The 17,275-nt window shown below is 55.8% G+C and carries 12 protein-coding genes; 8 read left to right on the top strand and 4 right to left on the bottom strand.

The window, feature by feature from the left end; all coding sequences use genetic code 11:
* Positions 1 to 106: 106 nt before the first annotated feature.
* Complete coding sequence (gene barA, locus ACNQ0W_RS11670; RefSeq protein ID WP_062933864.1) at positions 107 to 2,866, bottom strand: two-component sensor histidine kinase BarA; 2,760 nt, start codon at positions 2,864 to 2,866, stop codon at positions 107 to 109.
* Positions 2,867 to 2,923: 57 nt separating this feature from the next.
* Here barA and rlmD point away from each other — a divergent pair, with 57 nt between their 5' ends.
* The 5 genes from rlmD (at position 2,924) to eno (ending at position 10,606) form a co-directional block, all read left to right on the top strand.
* Entirely contained in the window at positions 2,924 to 4,222 is a 1,299-nt protein-coding gene (gene rlmD, locus ACNQ0W_RS11665) for a 23S rRNA (uracil(1939)-C(5))-methyltransferase RlmD (protein ID WP_039269894.1), read from the top strand.
* A 51-nt stretch (positions 4,223 to 4,273) separates the two neighbouring features.
* Entirely contained in the window at positions 4,274 to 6,505 is a 2,232-nt protein-coding gene (gene relA, locus ACNQ0W_RS11660; RefSeq protein WP_003862722.1) for a GTP diphosphokinase, read from the top strand.
* A 67-nt stretch (positions 6,506 to 6,572) separates the two neighbouring features.
* The gene (gene mazG / locus ACNQ0W_RS11655; protein ID WP_003862720.1) at positions 6,573 to 7,364 is read left to right on the top strand and encodes a nucleoside triphosphate pyrophosphohydrolase; all 792 of its coding nucleotides are present in this window, start codon (positions 6,573 to 6,575) and stop codon (positions 7,362 to 7,364) included.
* A gap of 223 nt (positions 7,365 to 7,587) precedes the next feature.
* The gene (gene pyrG / locus ACNQ0W_RS11650) at positions 7,588 to 9,225 is read left to right on the top strand and encodes a glutamine hydrolyzing CTP synthase (protein WP_003862718.1); all 1,638 of its coding nucleotides are present in this window, start codon (positions 7,588 to 7,590) and stop codon (positions 9,223 to 9,225) included.
* A gap of 82 nt (positions 9,226 to 9,307) precedes the next feature.
* On the top strand, positions 9,308 to 10,606 hold the full coding sequence (gene eno / locus ACNQ0W_RS11645) for a phosphopyruvate hydratase (RefSeq protein WP_006811784.1): 1,299 nt from the start codon (positions 9,308 to 9,310) through the stop codon (positions 10,604 to 10,606).
* A 52-nt stretch (positions 10,607 to 10,658) separates the two neighbouring features.
* Here the strand turns inward: eno and ACNQ0W_RS11640 are convergent, their stop codons facing one another.
* Positions 10,659 to 11,483: a MurR/RpiR family transcriptional regulator gene (locus ACNQ0W_RS11640; protein WP_062933863.1), complete on the bottom strand. Its 825-nt coding sequence runs from the start codon at positions 11,481 to 11,483 to the stop codon at positions 10,659 to 10,661.
* 166 nt (positions 11,484 to 11,649) lie between these two features.
* Between ACNQ0W_RS11640 and ACNQ0W_RS11635 the strand changes: the two genes are divergently transcribed.
* Genes ACNQ0W_RS11635 through queE form a run of 3 tightly spaced genes read left to right on the top strand, consistent with a single transcriptional unit; the run spans position 11,650 to position 14,642 of the window.
* Positions 11,650 to 13,209, top strand: coding sequence for a maltose/glucose-specific PTS transporter subunit IIC (locus ACNQ0W_RS11635; RefSeq protein ID WP_023304337.1), 1,560 nt, complete (start codon positions 11,650 to 11,652; stop codon positions 13,207 to 13,209).
* Positions 13,209 to 13,916, top strand: a complete 708-nt coding sequence (locus ACNQ0W_RS11630) for an N-acetylmannosamine-6-phosphate 2-epimerase (RefSeq protein ID WP_062933862.1) — start codon at positions 13,209 to 13,211, stop codon at positions 13,914 to 13,916. Before ACNQ0W_RS11635 ends, ACNQ0W_RS11630 begins: the two co-directional genes overlap by 1 nt.
* Before the next feature lie 54 nt (positions 13,917 to 13,970).
* Entirely contained in the window at positions 13,971 to 14,642 is a 672-nt protein-coding gene (gene queE, locus ACNQ0W_RS11625; protein ID WP_006811780.1) for a 7-carboxy-7-deazaguanine synthase QueE, read from the top strand.
* A gap of 17 nt (positions 14,643 to 14,659) precedes the next feature.
* On the opposite strand, the gene ACNQ0W_RS11620 is transcribed toward queE, so the two are convergent.
* Both ACNQ0W_RS11620 and ACNQ0W_RS11615 read right to left on the bottom strand, forming a co-directional pair.
* Positions 14,660 to 16,057, bottom strand: coding sequence for an MFS transporter (locus ACNQ0W_RS11620; protein ID WP_032102901.1), 1,398 nt, complete (start codon positions 16,055 to 16,057; stop codon positions 14,660 to 14,662).
* Positions 16,058 to 16,084: 27 nt separating this feature from the next.
* Entirely contained in the window at positions 16,085 to 17,254 is a 1,170-nt protein-coding gene (locus ACNQ0W_RS11615; protein ID WP_062933861.1) for a M20 aminoacylase family protein, read from the bottom strand.
* Between the last annotated feature and the right edge of the window lie 21 nt (positions 17,255 to 17,275).

The following is a 17,275-nucleotide window of genomic DNA, read 5'->3' as shown; positions in this document are numbered from 1 at the left end:
ATAGCGAGTCTCCTCTTCTATGCCAGTTATAACTGTTACCCATGTATCCGGTCTAAAGTGTTACCCATGTTTCCGGTTCATACCGAAGCGCCACCGGGCTTTGGTCTTAGCTCCCCAACACCTTCATTGCTTCCCGCGTCACGTTGTCCATCTCGTCCAGCAGCTCCAGGAACTCCGGTTCGAGATCGGATTCTGGCGTACCCGCGCGGAGTTGCTGTTCAAGCAGCTGGCAGAGATTTTTCAACCGCGGTACGCCGCTGTAGCCGCAGCTGCCGTGCAGTTTATGAATGGCTTCCAGCAGTCCTTCGGGGTTTTCACCCACCAGCTGTTCTTCAACCTTGTTACGGATCTCAGGCAGGAAGTCCACCAGCATTTGCAGCATATCGCGGGCCAGATCGGGTTTGCCCGCCGCCTGGCGCAGCGCCAGTTGCCAGTCAAACGTGGCATTCTGGTTAACGCTGATCTCCGGCGATTCAGCTGTAATGGTGTATGTCCCGCCAATGTGCCCCGGCTTGTAGCGCAGCAGCAGGCTGTGCAGCTTCTCTTCATCGATCGGTTTTGCCAGATAATCGTTCATGCCCGCACCCAGCAGTTTCTCCTTTTGCCCCGCCATCGCGTGCGCCGTCACGGCAATCACCGGCGTCTGCTGCTGGTGCGGAAGCTGACGAATCAACTCGCAGGCGCGGATGCCATCCATGCCCGGCATCTGAATATCCATCAGGATCAGGTCGAACTGCATCTGTTTGGCTTGTTCCACGGCTTCGGCGCCGCTGGTACACAGCTCAACGTGCTGAACCTGATCCTCAAGCAGCACGCCAATCAGCTTCAGGTTCGCCGGGTTGTCGTCCACGGCCATCACCGTCATCGGCAGTTTATGTTCATCGTTTTCCAGCGGCAGGGACTGATGCGTCAGACGGCAATATTCGGTCAACGCAGGTAACAGCCGTGTGGCGGTGAGGGGTTTTAGCAGACACGCCGCCGCTCCGTCGTTTTTCAGCTCTTCGGCGTTGATTTGGGCGTGGCACGGCAGCGCCAGCAGCAGGTAATCCGTCATTGAGGCCGCCTTCGCCAGGCGTTCCTGCTGCATGGTCAGTTCTCCGGTAAACGTCACCGGAATCCCTAACAAAAGAATATCGTAATGATCGTTCGCCAGCGCGGAGAAGGTCGGGCTGTAGATGACCTCCAGCGGCGTGCTGCTTAATACATCCAGCGTACACTGCGCCGCCGCGGCGTTCGGTTCCACATAGGCCAGACGCATCCCTTTCAGGCAGCCGGTGAGCGGGCCGTCGGTCTGCACGTTCGGGTTAAGATCAAGGTTGATATGGAACCAGAAGGTTGAGCCCCGGTTAGGCTGGCTGTGGAAGGAGATATCGCCTCCCATCTCTTTCACCAGCTTTTGGGTGATCACCAGCCCCAGGCCCGTTCCGCCGTGACGACGGGAAATGCTCGCATCGGCCTGGCGGAAAGCCTGGAACAGACGCGTCTGATCGCGCTCCGGAATACCAATGCCGGTATCCCGGATCTGTACTTCAATCTGGACTTTGTTATTACTGAGCGCCCTTTTTTCAACGAGAATGTCGATGTTGCCGCTCTCGGTGAACTTAATCGCGTTGCCCACCAGATTGGTAATGACCTGTTGCAGGCGCAGCGGGTCGCCAATGACGTTATCCGGCACATCATTTTTAATATTGAGCGTCAGCTCCAGTCCCTTATCATGCGATGAGTGGGCAAGAAGCGTGACCACGTCATCCAGCGTGCTGCGCAGCGGGAAGGGGATACTCTCCAGAATCAGCTTGCCCGCTTCCAGCTTCGAGAAGTCCAGTACGTCGTTAATAATGGTCAGCAGGTTGTTGGCTGAGCGTTCAATGGTATGCAGATGGTCACGCTGGGTCGGGTTCAGCTCGCTTTTGAGCGTCAGACGGGTGAAGCCAATCACCCCGTTCAGCGGCGTGCGCAGCTCGTGCGACATGTTCGCCAGGAACTCAGACTTAATACGTGCCGCCTCCTGCGCACGTTTTTTCGCCAGATCCAGCTCCACGTTCTGGATCTCCATCTGCTCCAGCGTTTCGCGCAGGTCAGAGGTGGCCTGGTCAACGTTGTGCTGCATCTCTTCGTGATAAGCCGCCAGCGACATCGCCATTGAGTTGATGCCATTTTTCAGCATATCCAGCTCGCCGAGCATAAAGCCTTCCACGCGGCTGTCGAGCTGACCCCGGCGGATCCGGTCAACGGTATTCACCATGTTGCGGATAGGCCCCGTGACGTCGCGCATCAGTCGCCAGCCGAAGATCAGCGCGATGCCGATGCAGAACAGCATCATCACGCCGGAGATGAAAATTTCTTTGTACTGCTGGAGCCGCACCGACTTGAGATCCAGCTCCAGCGCCACATATCCCAGCATATTATTGCTGGACTTCGCATCGGACTGGGCGGATTCGTCGGGTGAATAACTTTCGGAGATAATCGGCGTGCGCAGGATCATGATATCGCCGCGCCGCAACACCGTAAGATGACGCGGGAAGGGGGTACCTTCCGGGATTTTCAGCGACGTGGGGTCCAGATGGAAATTCGAGGTGACGAACAGACGGTTATGCTCATCATAAACGGAAATGGCGCGCACGATCTCTGAATGACGGCGGTGCAGCACGCTGATTAACTGACCAATGGATTCACGGTTTTGCAGGTTCATACCGTACTCGCTGGAGACGGCCAGCGGTTCGATAATGCTGGCCCCGGCATCTTCAAGCTGTCTCTGCAAATCGTTATAGCGATGCACCACAAAGAAAATGCTCAGCAGCAAACCGATGAGAACGGTAGGAGCGAGGATCAAAATCATCATGCGCGCGCGCAGGCTGTAGTTGGTCATGGAGTTCCGTTATGGGACAATCAGGCTAATTATGTTTATTTGAGAACAATCTCGGCGATGGCGCAATTCTACTCTGCAAAACGACGCGTGACGACGCGTCAGATCATAACTGTTGAAGCCACGGACCTCGATCCTTTTGGACAGGGGGTGGCGCGTCACAAGGGTAAGACACTGTTTATCACAGGTTTGCTGCCAGGAGAACGCGCAGATATTACGCTGACGGAAGACAAACGTCAGTATGCGCGCGGTCAGGTCAAGCGCCGTCTTAATGATAGCCCGGAGCGCGTGACGCCTCGCTGCCCCCATTTTGGCGTCTGCGGTGGCTGCCAGCAACAGCATGCCAGCACAGAATTACAGCAAAAAAGTAAAAGCAGCGCGCTGGCCCGCCTGGTCGGACACGACGTGAATGACATCATTGCCGATCGGCCCTGGGGCTACCGTCGCCGCGCTCGCCTGAGCCTCAGCTACCAGCCCAAAACCGAGCGGCTGGAGATGGGTTTTCGCAAAGCCGGCTCCAGCGATATCGTCTCTGTCACGCAGTGCCCTGTTTTGGTGCCCCATCTTGAGGCGTTGCTCCCGGACGTGCACCACTGTCTTGCATCGCTGGATGGCGTGCGTTCGCTGGGCCATGTCGAACTGGTGCTGGCCAACAGTGGCCCGCTGATGGTGCTGCGCCACACCGCGCCGCTGTCAACGGCGGATCGCGAAAAACTGGAACGCTTTTCGCATTCTCATGAGCTTGCGCTTTTCCTCGCGCCGCAAAGCGAGATACTTGAGCAGGTCAGCGGAGAAGCGCCCTGGTATGCGTCAGACGGGCTACGCTTAACGTTCAGCCCGCGGGATTTTATCCAGGTTAACGACGGCGTGAACCAGCAGATGGTGGCGAACGCGCTGGCGTGGCTGGACGTAAAGCCCACTGACCGGGTGCTAGATCTGTTCTGCGGCATGGGGAACTTTACCCTGCCGCTGGCCCGCAAAGCAGCCAGCGTGGTCGGGGTGGAAGGCGTTGAGGCGCTGGTGGCGAAAGGCCAGGAGAACGCCCAACAGAACGGTTTGCAAAATGTGACATTCTTTCATCAAAATCTTGAGGATGATGTCACTCGGCAACCGTGGGCTAAGCAGGGCTTTGATAAGATCCTGCTCGATCCGGCGCGCGCAGGTGCGCCGGGCGTGATGCAGCATATAATTAAACTCGCGCCTGAACGCGTGGTCTATGTTTCCTGTAACCCGGCGACGCTTGCCCGTGACAGCGAAGCATTATTGAGCGGGGGTTACCAGATTCGGCGTCTGGCAATGCTGGACATGTTCCCGCACACTGGTCATCTGGAATCGATGGTGTTGTTCGAGCACATCTAATGAGTTTGGCTTGTCGACTTCGACAGGCCCTTGTCCCTAAAGGAGAGGACGATGGTTGCGGTAAGAAGTGCACATTTAAATAAAGCTGGTGAGTTTGACCCTCAAAAATGGATCGCAAGTCTGGGGATTTCCAGCCAGCAGTCGTGTGAACGCTTAACCGAAACCTGGGCCTATTGTTTACGCACAACGCAGGGGCATCCGGACGCTGAACTGCTGTTGTGGCGCGGCGTGGAGATGGTTGAAATTCTCTCCATGCTGAACATGGACATCGAAACGCTACAGGCCGCACTGCTGTTCCCCCTGGCGGACGCCGACGTGGTGACGGAAGACGTCTTGCGTGAAAGCGTCGGCCAGTCCGTCGTGGCGCTCATCCACGGCGTGCGTGATATGGCAGCCATTCGTCAGCTTAAAGCCGCGCAAACGGACTCTGTCTCTTCCGAGCAGGTGGATAACGTCCGCCGCATGCTGCTGGCGATGGTAGATGATTTCCGCTGCGTGGTTATCAAGCTGGCCGAACGGGTTGCCCATCTGCGTGAAGTGAAGGATGCGCCGGAAGACGAGCGCGTCCTGGCCGCCAAAGAGTGTACGAATATCTATGCGCCGCTGGCGAACCGTCTGGGTATTGGGCAACTGAAGTGGGAGCTGGAAGATTACTGCTTCCGCTATCTGCATCCGGCGGAATACAAACGCATTGCAAAACTGCTGCACGAACGCCGCATTGACCGCGAGCACTATATCGAGGAATTTGTCAGCGGGCTGCGCCAGTCGATGAAAGAGGAGAATGTGCGCGCCGAGGTCTACGGGCGTCCGAAGCACATCTACAGCATCTGGCGCAAAATGCAGAAGAAACACCTCGCCTTTGACGAACTGTTTGACGTGCGCGCCGTACGTATCGTGGCGGAGCGTCTCCAGGACTGTTATGCCGCACTGGGGATAGTACATACTCACTTCCGCCATCTGCCGGATGAGTTCGATGACTACGTCGCCAACCCCAAACCAAACGGCTATCAGTCTATTCATACCGTGGTGCTCGGCCCTGGCGGCAAAACGGTGGAAATTCAGATCCGTACCAAACAGATGCACGAAGACGCCGAGCTGGGCGTGGCGGCGCACTGGAAATACAAAGAGGGTACCTCCGGCGGCGGTCGCTCCGGTCACGAGGATCGTATCGCCTGGCTGCGTAAGCTGATTGCGTGGCAGGAAGAGATGGCTGACTCCGGCGAAATGCTCGACGAAGTGCGCAGTCAGGTCTTCGACGATCGCGTCTACGTCTTTACCCCGAAAGGGGACGTGGTTGATTTGCCGGCAGGCTCCACGCCGCTCGATTTCGCCTACCATATCCACAGCGATGTGGGACACCGTTGCATCGGGGCGAAGATCGGCGGACGTATCGTACCGTTTACCTACCAGCTCCAGATGGGCGATCAGATTGAAATCATCACCCAGAAGCAGCCAAACCCAAGCCGCGACTGGCTGAATCCGAACCTCGGTTACGTTACCACCAGCCGTGGGCGCTCTAAAATCCACGCCTGGTTCCGCAAGCAGGATCGTGACAAGAACATCCTTGCCGGTCGCCAGATCCTGGACGACGAGCTGGAACATATTGGCATCAGCCTGAAAGAGGCGGAGAAATTCCTGCTGCCGCGCTACAACTTCAACGAGCTCGACGAACTGTTAGCGGCGATTGGCGGCGGCGATATCCGCCTGAACCAGATGGTGAACTTCCTGCAAGCGCAGTTCAACAAGCCAAGCGCAGCGGAGCAGGATGCGGCGGCGCTGAAACAACTCCAGCAGAAAACCTATGCTCCGCAGCAGCGCAGCAAGGACAATGGCCGCGTGGTGGTTGAAGGGGTGGGTAACCTCATGCACCATATTGCCCGCTGCTGCCAGCCGATCCCGGGAGACGATATTGTCGGCTTTATCACCCAGGGGCGCGGGATCTCGATTCACCGCTCCGACTGCGATCAGCTTGCAGAGCTGCAATCGCATGCGCCGGAACGGATCGTGGAAGCCGTCTGGGGGGAGAGTTACTCGGCGGGTTACTCGCTGGTGGTACGCGTCACCGCCAACGACCGCAGCGGCCTGCTGCGCGACATCACCACCATTCTCGCCAACGAGAAGGTCAACGTGCTGGGCGTTGCCAGCCGCAGCGATACCCGCGAGCAGCTTGCCACCATCGATATGACTATCGAAATCTATAACCTTCAGGTGCTGGGCCGCGTACTCGGCAAACTGAACCAGGTGCCGGATGTGATTGACGCGCGTCGTCTGCACGGCGGCTAAACATCCTCTTCTGTAGGCCGGGTAAGGCAACGCCGCCACCCGGCTCAGGCATTTAATGGAATCTGTTATGACTCAAATCGACCGCCTGCTTGGCATCATGAAACGCCTGCGCGATCCGGAAAACGGCTGCCCGTGGGATAAAGAGCAGACTTTCGCCACCATTGCGCCTTACACCCTGGAAGAGACCTACGAAGTGCTGGACGCGATTTCGCGCGAAGACTTCGACGATCTGCGCGGTGAGCTGGGCGACCTGCTGTTCCAGGTGGTGTTCTACGCGCAGATGGCGCAGGAAGAGGGGCGCTTTAACTTTGACGATATCTGCGCCGCTATCAGCGACAAGCTGGAGCGTCGTCATCCGCATATTTTTGGCGATGCCTCCGCAGGCAACAGTGCGGAAGTGCTGGCGCGCTGGGAGCAGATCAAAAGCGCCGAACGCGCTGAAAAATCCCAGCACTCGGCGCTGGACGACATTCCCCTGAACCTTCCCGCGCTGATGCGGGCGCACAAAATTCAAAAGCGCTGCTCGGCGGTAGGGTTTGACTGGACCTCTCTCGGCCCGGTGCTGGAAAAAGTGCACGAAGAGATCGACGAAGTGATGCATGAAGCGCAGCAGGCCGTTGTGGATGAAGCAAAGCTGGAAGAGGAGATGGGCGATCTGCTGTTTGCGACCGTCAACCTTTCGCGGCACCTCGGTGTAAAAGCGGAAACCGCCCTGCAAAAAGCGAACATTAAATTCGAACGTCGCTTTCGCGAAGTTGAGCGGATTGTCGCTTCGCGCGGCCTGGAAATGAGCGGGATTGACCTCGACGCGATGGAAGAAGTCTGGCAGGAAGTAAAACGCCAGGAACATGATCTCTAACGAGATTTTGCGATCAAGCGCAGTTTGTGTGATTTTTTAAATGACAAGCGCTTGATTTGCGTCAAAAACATTTACTCAAAAGGGGCTATTTTCTCACTCCTTATGTTTGTCATGGCCTGGAGTGGAGACGGAGAATGAAAGTTTGTGGCGCTCGTCGTGTTCGGGTATACTACTTTCCCGTCCTGGTTATTCCATCGTTTCACCCTAACTTCTCAGGTTCAGCATGACAACGAACTATATTTTTGTGACCGGCGGGGTCGTATCCTCTCTGGGTAAAGGCATTGCCGCAGCCTCCCTCGCAGCCATTCTTGAAGCCCGTGGCCTCAATGTGACCATGATGAAACTGGATCCGTACATCAACGTCGATCCTGGCACCATGAGCCCAACCCAACACGGGGAAGTGTTCGTTACTGAAGACGGCGCTGAAACCGATCTGGATCTTGGCCACTACGAGCGTTTCATCCGTACCAAAATGACCCGTCGTAACAACTTTACGACTGGCCGTATCTACTCTGACGTTCTGCGTAAAGAGCGCCGTGGTGACTACCTGGGCGCGACCGTGCAGGTCATCCCACACATCACTAACGCCATTAAAGAGCGTGTTCTTGCCGGTGGCGAAGGGCACGACGTTGTGCTGGTTGAAATCGGCGGTACCGTAGGGGATATCGAATCCCTGCCGTTCCTCGAAGCGATTCGTCAGCTGGCGGTAGATATTGGTCGTGAGCACGCGCTGTTCATGCACCTGACGCTGGTGCCTTACATGGCGGCAGCAGGTGAAGTGAAAACCAAACCGACTCAGCACTCTGTTAAAGAGCTGCTCTCCATCGGTATTCAGCCTGACATCCTGGTTTGCCGTTCCGATCGCGCGATTCCGGCGAACGAACGCGCGAAAATTGCATTATTCTGTAACGTGCCTGAAAAAGCCGTTATTTCAATGAAAGATGTCGATTCCATTTATAAAATCCCGGGCCTGTTGAAATCACAGGGTCTGGACGATTATATTTGTAAACGATTCAGCTTGAACTGTCCGGAAGCTAACCTGTCTGAATGGGAGCAGGTGATTTACGAAGAAGCCAATCCGGGCGGCGAAGTGACTATCGGTATGGTCGGCAAGTACATCGAACTGCCGGATGCCTATAAGTCCGTTATCGAAGCGCTGAAACACGGCGGTCTGAAGAATCGCGTCTCTGTGAACATCAAGCTGATTGATTCGCAGGATGTGGAGACGCGCGGCGTTGAAATTCTTAAAGATCTGGATGCTATCCTCATCCCTGGCGGCTTCGGCTACCGTGGTGTTGAAGGCAAGATCGCCACTGCACGCTATGCGCGTGAAAACAATATTCCATACCTCGGTATCTGCCTGGGTATGCAGGTTGCGCTGATTGAATTTGCGCGCAACGTAGCGGGAATGGAAAACGCGAACTCTACGGAATTTGTGCCAGACTGTAAGTACCCTGTTGTGGCGCTGATTACGGAATGGCGCGACGAAGACGGTAACGTCGAAGTCCGTACCGAGAAGAGCGATCTGGGTGGCACCATGCGTCTTGGCGCACAGGCCTGCCAGCTGTCCGACGATAGCGTAGTACGCAAGCTGTACGGCGAACCGGTCATCACCGAACGCCATCGTCACCGCTATGAAGTCAACAACATGTTGTTGAAACAAATTGAAGCTGCGGGTCTGCGTGTTGCGGGCCGTTCCGGGGATGATCAGTTAGTCGAGATCATCGAAGTGCCTAACCATCCGTGGTTCGTGGCCTGCCAATTCCACCCGGAATTTACTTCAACGCCGCGTGACGGGCATCCGCTGTTTGCAGGCTTCGTGAAAGCCGCCAGCGAGTACCAGAAGCGTCAGGCGAAGTAAAAAAAGTTAGAACGGCAACGCGTACCCTTGGTACGCGTTGTTTGTCTGGAGTTTTAGTTTAACTTGTACTGAGGAAAATCTAATGTCCAAAATCGTTAAAGTCATCGGTCGTGAAATCATCGACTCCCGTGGTAACCCGACCGTTGAAGCTGAAGTTCATCTGGAAGGTGGTTTCGTCGGTATGGCAGCGGCTCCATCAGGTGCTTCTACAGGTTCCCGCGAAGCGCTGGAACTGCGTGATGGCGACAAATCCCGTTTCATGGGCAAAGGCGTACTGAAAGCGGTTGGCGCTGTTAACGGTCCTATTGCTCAGGCTATCGTTGGCAAAGATGCTAAAGATCAGGCTGGCATCGACAAGATCATGATCGATCTGGACGGTACTGAAAACAAATCTAACTTCGGTGCGAACGCAATCCTGGCCGTTTCCCTGGCGAACGCCAAAGCGGCAGCGGCAGCTAAAGGCATGCCACTGTTCGAGCACATCGCTGAACTGAACGGCACCCCAGGCAAATACTCCATGCCTGTACCAATGATGAACATCATCAACGGTGGTGAGCACGCAGACAACAACGTTGATATTCAGGAATTCATGATTCAGCCAGTTGGCGCGAAAACCCTGAAAGAAGCGGTACGTATGGGTTCTGAAGTGTTCCACAACCTGGCTAAAGTTCTGAAAGCTAAAGGCATGAACACGGCTGTTGGTGACGAAGGCGGCTACGCGCCAAACCTGGGTTCTAACGCAGAAGCACTGGCTGTTATCGCTGAAGCGGTTAAAGCAGCAGGCTACGAGCTGGGCAAAGACATCACCCTGGCGATGGACTGCGCAGCATCTGAATTCTACAAAGACGGTAAATACGTTCTGGCTGGCGAAGGCAACAAAGCGTTCACCTCCGAAGAGTTCACCCACTTCCTGGAAGACCTGACCAAACAGTACCCAATCGTTTCTATTGAAGACGGTCTGGACGAGTCTGACTGGGATGGTTTCGCATACCAGACCAAAGTACTGGGCGACAAAATCCAGCTGGTTGGTGACGATCTGTTCGTAACCAACACCAAGATCCTGAAAGAAGGCATCGAGAAAGGCATCGTTAACTCCATCCTGATCAAATTCAACCAGATCGGTTCTCTGACCGAAACGCTGGCTGCGATCAAAATGGCGAAAGACGCTGGCTACACCGCGGTTATCTCTCACCGTTCTGGCGAAACTGAAGATGCTACCATCGCTGACCTGGCTGTTGGTACCGCTGCTGGCCAGATCAAAACCGGTTCTATGAGCCGTTCTGACCGTGTTGCTAAATACAACCAGCTGATTCGTATCGAAGAAGCGCTGGGCGAAAAAGCACCTTACAACGGTCGTAAAGAGATCAAAGGCCAGGCATAAGCCTGAACCTTCGTTCTTATGAAAAAACCCGCTTCGGCGGGTTTTTTGTTTTCTATAGCAGAAGCGGCAACGTGGCGCTTGCCGTTTGCTGGCTAACGTCACCGTAATGGCCGTCTACTGCAATAAGGGAAGTGGTTAGCAGTTCAATCAGCAGCATCACGCCAACCTTGGCATTGAGCGCACCCGCGCTCAGCGGTCCCTCGGGCTTGGCTGCAACCAGCTGTAAATCGCTCAGGGAGGCCAGCGGGCTGCGAGGCGTATTGCTGAGCGCCAGTACCTTAACGCCCCGCTTGCGGGCGAGTTTCACCACGTGAAGCAGATCCCGTGTAGAGCCGGAACTTGAGATGGCCACCACCAGCGTCTCTTTCGAGAGCGTCGTCGCATTCATGGCGGCGCGATGCATATCGCTAAACAGCTGTGCAGGTTTGCCGAGTCGCAGCAGCTTGTAATGCAAATACTCCCCCAGAATTGCGCTGGCCGCCACTCCGTAAATTTGCACTGACTGCGCCTGATGCAGGGCCAGTGTCGCCTGTTCAAGCTGGGCCCGGTCGAGGAGTTTTGCGGTATCTTGCAGCGCCTGGACGGACTCATCCACCACGTTATCTATCGCATCTCCTGCCTGACGCTCCGGCAAACCCTGCTGAATATCCAGTGCAAGCGCCATTTTAAATTCGTTATATCCCTTACAGCCCAGCGTGCGGCAAAGGCGTGTGACGCTGGCCTCGCTGGTGCCGCTTTCACGCGCCAGCTCGGTGATCGTCAGGTAGAGCACTCTGGCAGGATCGTTGAGGACAAACTCCCCCAGTTTTTGTTGTGTTGGGCTGTACCCGGAAGCCTCCTGGCGTAGCTTCAGCAGCAGGTTTTCATGGTCCGACATGCTAGATCCTTAATGCGTTTCTCTGCCAACTAGTGTGGCGGAAAGCGGGGGAGAGATGCCAGTCATTTCGAAAAAGTATGATCGGCGTCCTGGTTTTTGGTGTTAATTTTCACAATTGAAAATATATGTGGTAAAAATTTTCATCAATAACCAGAGGGATAAAAAAATGATGCAAATGTTCAGCGGAGCGTCTTCCGGCGGATGGTTTGAAAAAGCGCAACGCTTTGGCAAATCCTTTATGTTACCTATCGCCATACTGCCCGCAGCAGGTCTGTTGCTAGGGATTGGCGGGGCGCTATCGAATCCGAATACGCTTACCGCGTATCCATTTTTAGACGTTGGCTGGCTACAGGCCATCTTTACCATCATGAGCAGCGCAGGCTCGATTGTGTTTGCAAACCTGTCGGTACTGTTTGCTGTTGGGGTCGCCGTTGGGCTGGCGAAAAATGATAAAGGCACGGCAGGGCTGGCGGCGTTGCTCGCTTATCTGGTGATGAATGCCACTATCAATGCGCTGCTGATCCTGACTGGAAAACTGGCGCATGACAACCCGGGCGCCGTAGGGCAGGGCATGACGCTGGGTATTCAGACGCTTGAAACGGGCGTATTTGGTGGGGTAGTTATTGGGCTGGTGACCTGCGCACTGCATCATCGGTTTAATAAAATCGCGCTTCCGCAATTTCTGGGCTTTTTTGGCGGCTCACGCTTCGTTCCCATTATCAGCTCGCTGGCGGCGATACTCGTCGGCGCGCTGATGACCGTGGTCTGGCCGCATTTTCAGAAGCTGATCTTTGGCCTCGGCGGGCTGGTGGATGCCACCGGCTATCTGGGGACGTTGCTGTACGGCTTCATCCTGCGCATGCTTGGCCCGTTTGGTCTGCACCACATCTTCTATCTTCCGTTCTGGACCACCGCGCTTGGCGGCAGTGAAATTGTTAACGGTCACCTGGTTGAGGGCACGCAGCGGATCTTCTTCGCCCAGCTCGCCGATCCGAACACGCAGCATTTCTATGAGGGCACGTCGCGCTTCATGTCCGGGCGCTTTATTACCATGATGTTTGGTCTGCTCGGCGCGTGTCTGGCGATGTACCACACGGCCAGGCCGGAGAATAAGAAGCGCGTCGCCGGGCTGCTGCTCTCTGCGGCGTTAACCTCATTCCTGACGGGAATTACCGAGCCCATAGAGTTCTCATTCCTGTTTATTGCCCCGGTGCTGTACGTCATTCATGCGCTGTTTGACGGGCTGGCGTTTATGCTCGCGCACATGCTGCACATCACCATCGGACAAACATTCTCCGGCGGGTTTATTGATTTCGTGCTGTTCGGCATTTTGCAGGGGGAAGCGAAAACTAACTGGATGTTCGTCCCGCTGGTGGGCGTACCGTGGTTCTTCCTTTACTACTGTACCTTCCGCTATCTGATCAAACGTTTTGATTTTGCCACGCCGGGCCGTGAAAAGGAGGCGTTGGCTGACGAGGCTACCCTGCCGCAAAGCGAGCGCGCCGCGGCGGTGATCGCCGGGCTGGGAGGAAAAGACAATCTGGATGACGTTGACTGCTGCGCCACGCGCCTTCGCGTCACGGTGAAAGACGGTAGCAAAGTCAATGAATCTGCACTGAAAGCGACCGGCGCGCGCGGCGTAATCGTCCGCGGCAACGGTGTCCAGGTCATCTATGGCCCGCACGTCACCATTATCAAAAACGAAGTGGAAGAGATTTTATCGTAATGAAAACTGTACTGGATAACCTGAAAGGAAAACTGGTCGTCTCCTGCCAGGCGCTGGAAAACGAACCGCTGCACAGCCCGTTTATTATGTCGCGAATGGCGCTGGCGGCGGCCCAGGGCGGAGCCGCGGCGATCCGCGCCAATAGCGTGGTGGATATCGAGGCTATCAAAGGGCTGGTCTCACTGCCGGTCATCGGCATCATCAAACGTGACTATCCGGATAGCGAGGTGTTCATTACCGCGACGCTCAAAGAAGTGGATGAGCTGATGGCGGTCGCGCCGGACATCATTGCGCTGGATGCGACCGCCCGGAAACGGCCCGGTGGCGGATCGCTGGACAAGTTGATCGCGCAGATCCGCGCCCGTTACCCTTCGCTGCTGCTGATGGCGGATATTGCCACCGTACAGGAGGCTGTGACCGCGCAGGCGCTGGGGTTTGATTGCGTCGGAACCACCCTTTACGGTTATACGGCGGAGACCGCCGGCCATTCGCTACCGGAAAATGACTGCGCGTTTTTGAAAGAGGTGCTGTCTGCCGTCACGATCCCTGTGATTGCCGAAGGGAACGTGGATACCCCCGATCGCGCGGCCAGGTGTCTGGCGCTGGGGGCGCACACGGTTGTCGTCGGCGGGGCGATCACCCGACCGCAGCAAATTACGGAACGGTTTATGGCGGCAATTGGCGCGCAAAGCACCGATGGAGCATGATCATCTGACGGGGATCTGCGATACTTATCGTTTATCCCCTTAACAGAGTTGACTATGCAGTACCCGATTAACGAGATGTTCCAGACCCTGCAAGGCGAGGGTTACTTTACCGGCGTTCCCGCTATCTTTATTCGTTTACAGGGATGCCCGGTTGGCTGCGCCTGGTGTGATACCAAACATACGTGGGATAAGCTCGCAGATCGGGAAGTGTCGCTGTTCAGCATTCTGGCGAAAACCAAAGAGAGCGATAAATGGGGCGCGGGCAGCGCGGAAGATCTGCTTGCCATTATTGGTCGTCAGGGCTGGACGGCGCGGCATGTGGTGATCACCGGCGGGGAACCCTGCATTCACGATCTGATGCCGCTCACCGAACTGCTTGAGAAGAACGGCTATAGCTGTCAGATCGAAACCAGCGGCACCCATGAAGTGCGCTGCTCCCATTCAACGTGGGTCACGGTTTCACCAAAAGTGAATATGCGTGGCGGGTATGACGTACTGTCGCAGGCGCTTGAGCGTGCTGATGAGATCAAACATCCGGTGGGGCGCGTGCGTGACATCGAAGCGCTGGACGAACTGCTGGCGACGCTGACGGACGAAAAGCAGCGCGTTATCGCGCTACAGCCTATCAGCCAGAAAGACGATGCGACCCGTCTGTGCATTGAAACCTGTATCGCCCGCAACTGGCGGCTGTCGATGCAGACGCACAAATATCTGAACATTGCCTGATACTTTTGTGGCCCCGCTTAACGCGGGGCTTTTGTTGTTGGCAGTAAAGCCCAGGTCACGACTGCCGACCCAAGGCAAATCGCACTGTTGAAAAGCAAGGCATACTGCGCGGCACTGGCCGTTCCCATCGGCAGCCATAGCGCGTACAGCGATGCGGTGACCGCGATCCCCATAGCGCCGCCCAGGGAACTGCCCATCTTATAGATCCCTGAAGCCACCCCCACTTTGTTTTCAGGGGCATTCATTACCGCCGTGTCCGTTGAGGGCGTGGCGTAACATCCGAGCCCCAGCCCGAATAAAATATTGCTCAGAAAAACGGTGACAATGTAGACCTCTTTGCTTAAGAAGGTGCATGAAATCAGCGAAATACCTGTTGCGGTCAGCAGCGGGCCGGTCATCATCGGCAGCCTGGCGCCATAGCGCTGAAGCAGTTTTTCACCCACCCGGATCATCGCCAGTACGGTAACCAGATACCCCAGCGTCATCATGCCGGTCTGTAGCGGTGACAGATGATGGCCTTGCTGCAACCAGATGCTGGCGATCATCATGGTGCCAATGCAGCCGTTGAGCAGGAAATTTGAGAATACCGAGGCGCTGTAGGCCCGGTTTTTAAACAGGGCGAAATCGATCAGCGCCGCATCGCCTTTCCGCCGCCCGGTAACGACAAAACACATCAGTGCAATCACGGCTCCACACAGTACAAGAAGCGATAAACTGCTGCTCCAGCCCCAGCTGTGTCCTTTACTGATAAACAGATTGAACAGCACCAGCATAAGGACAAAACTCACCAGGCCGCTGATATCCAGTTTGTGTCGACACGCATCAGGGCTGCGGCTTTCCGGCGTGGCGCGGATAAGCAATAGCGCGACCAGCGCTACCACCATCGACAGAATAAAAATCCAGCGCCAGCCCAGCGTGGTGGCGATGGCGCCTCCCACAAACGAGCTCAGGCCACTCCCGCCCCATGAACCGATAACCCAGAAACTGATTGCGCGCTGGCGTGCTTTACCTTCATACCAGGTTTTAATCAGCGCCAGCGTGGCGGGCATGATGCAGGCCGCTGATAGCCCCTGTATCGCTCTTCCCAACAGAAACAGGACGGGCTCCCATGAAATGAACAGCAGACCACTCCCGATCATGCTCAGGATCAGGCCAATCATGGTCAGGCGCATGCGCCCAAACTTATCGGCAAACCCACCGCAGGCAACGACAAAACAGCCGCTGAACAACGCGCTCAGGCTGACGGCCAGCGTAAGGGTTTCGAGGGCAATATCGAGGCTGTTCTGCATGGCCGGAACCACGTTGATAACCGACTGGGCAAACAGCCAGAATGTCAGAACGCTCATGACGATACCCGCCAGCAGCCGATCGTTACCGGCGTAGGCGGATGCGCCTGTCAGGGAAACGGTACTCATAGTGCAGCCCTCCCGGGAAGGTGCGAATCAGTGCAGATAGTGTTCGGTCAGTGCGGCCCACAGCGCCGCGCCGGTGAGGAGAATGTTGTCGTTAAAGTCGTAGCCCGGGTTATGTACCATGCAGCGGTCAGGCTCATCCCCGGCGCCAAGGGTGAAATAGCAGCCATTGGGATTTTTCTCGAGCATAAAAGCAAAGTCTTCGCTGCCCATAAACGCATTCACCTCCGCGACGGCATCCTGACCGAACAGATCGATGGCGACGTTGCGCACCATCTCATTGGCTTGCGGATTGTTTTTCAGCACCGGGCTGCCGTTAATGTGTCGAATGGTGGCCGTCGCATTGAAACTTTCCGCCTGTGCAACGGCGATATCATGGATACGCTGTAGCACGGTTTGCCGCACGCGTTCATCCAGCGTGCGCACGGTAAGTTTCATCAATACTTTGTCGTTGATAATGTTAGGGGCATGTCCGGCCTGAATGCTGCCTACGGTAACGACGGCTGGCTGGAAAGGGGTAATGTTGCGCGAAACTATCGACTGCAACGCGATAGTGATATGGCAGGCAACCAGGGTGGCGTCAACGGTATGTTCTGGCACCGCACCGTGCCCCCCCACGCCGTTAACTTCAATATGAAGAGTGTCGGAAGAGGCCATCATGGCGCCATCGCGCAGACCAATTTTTCCGAGGGGCTGTGACGGCATATTATGCAGACCAAAGATGTGGTCGCAGGGGAACAGGTCAAACAAACCGTCCTCTACCATAACGCGTCCGCCATAAAGAAGTTCTTCCGCGGGCTGAAAAATAAGGTGCAGCGTGCCGTTAAAATTGCGGGTGCGTGCCAGGTACTCCGCTGCATACAGGAGCGTTGTGGTGTGGCCGTCATGACCGCAGCCGTGGAATTTACCCTCAACGGTACTGCTCCACGCCTTGCCGTTGTTTTCCTGCATTGGCAGCGCATCCATATCGGCGCGCAGGCCCAGGCGTTTATGCCCGTTACCCACCTTCAGTGTGCCGACCACACCGGTTTTCGCCAGGCCGCGATGAACCTCATATCCCCATTCCTGAAGCAGCGCTGCAACGCGATCGCTCGTGTTGTGCTCCTCAAAACCAATTTCTGGATGCTGATGAAAATAGCGACGTAATTCAGTGAACCGAGCTTCGTTGCCACGCAGAGCTTCGATAATGGGATGTGTCATTTTTGTTATCCTTTTTCTGCC

Source organism: Enterobacter cloacae complex sp. 6730903 (assembly GCF_048283985.1).
Taxonomy (GTDB): Bacteria; Pseudomonadota; Gammaproteobacteria; order Enterobacterales; family Enterobacteriaceae; genus Enterobacter; species Enterobacter hormaechei_C.
Note: the sequence above shows the minus strand (reverse complement) of the source record. Positions and strands in the feature narration are given on the sequence as shown.

Excerpts from the sequence above, each read along its gene's own strand:
- ACNQ0W_RS11640 (WP_062933863.1), bottom strand. The coding sequence starts at position 11,483 with ATGTCGGACCATGAAAACCTGCTGCTGAAGCTACGCCAGGAGGCTTCC.
- ACNQ0W_RS11620 (WP_032102901.1), bottom strand. The coding sequence starts at position 16,057 with ATGAGTACCGTTTCCCTGACAGGCGCATCCGCCTACGCCGGTAACGAT.
- rlmD (WP_039269894.1), top strand. The coding sequence starts at position 2,924 with ATGGCGCAATTCTACTCTGCAAAACGACGCGTGACGACGCGTCAGATC.
- barA (WP_062933864.1), bottom strand. The coding sequence starts at position 2,866 with ATGACCAACTACAGCCTGCGCGCGCGCATGATGATTTTGATCCTCGCT.
- mazG (WP_003862720.1), top strand. The coding sequence starts at position 6,573 with ATGACTCAAATCGACCGCCTGCTTGGCATCATGAAACGCCTGCGCGAT.
- pyrG (WP_003862718.1), top strand. The coding sequence starts at position 7,588 with ATGACAACGAACTATATTTTTGTGACCGGCGGGGTCGTATCCTCTCTG.
- relA (WP_003862722.1), top strand. The coding sequence starts at position 4,274 with ATGGTTGCGGTAAGAAGTGCACATTTAAATAAAGCTGGTGAGTTTGAC.
- ACNQ0W_RS11635 (WP_023304337.1), top strand. The coding sequence starts at position 11,650 with ATGATGCAAATGTTCAGCGGAGCGTCTTCCGGCGGATGGTTTGAAAAA.
- eno (WP_006811784.1), top strand. The coding sequence starts at position 9,308 with ATGTCCAAAATCGTTAAAGTCATCGGTCGTGAAATCATCGACTCCCGT.
- ACNQ0W_RS11615 (WP_062933861.1), bottom strand. The coding sequence starts at position 17,254 with ATGACACATCCCATTATCGAAGCTCTGCGTGGCAACGAAGCTCGGTTC.
- queE (WP_006811780.1), top strand. The coding sequence starts at position 13,971 with ATGCAGTACCCGATTAACGAGATGTTCCAGACCCTGCAAGGCGAGGGT.
- ACNQ0W_RS11630 (WP_062933862.1), top strand. The coding sequence starts at position 13,209 with ATGAAAACTGTACTGGATAACCTGAAAGGAAAACTGGTCGTCTCCTGC.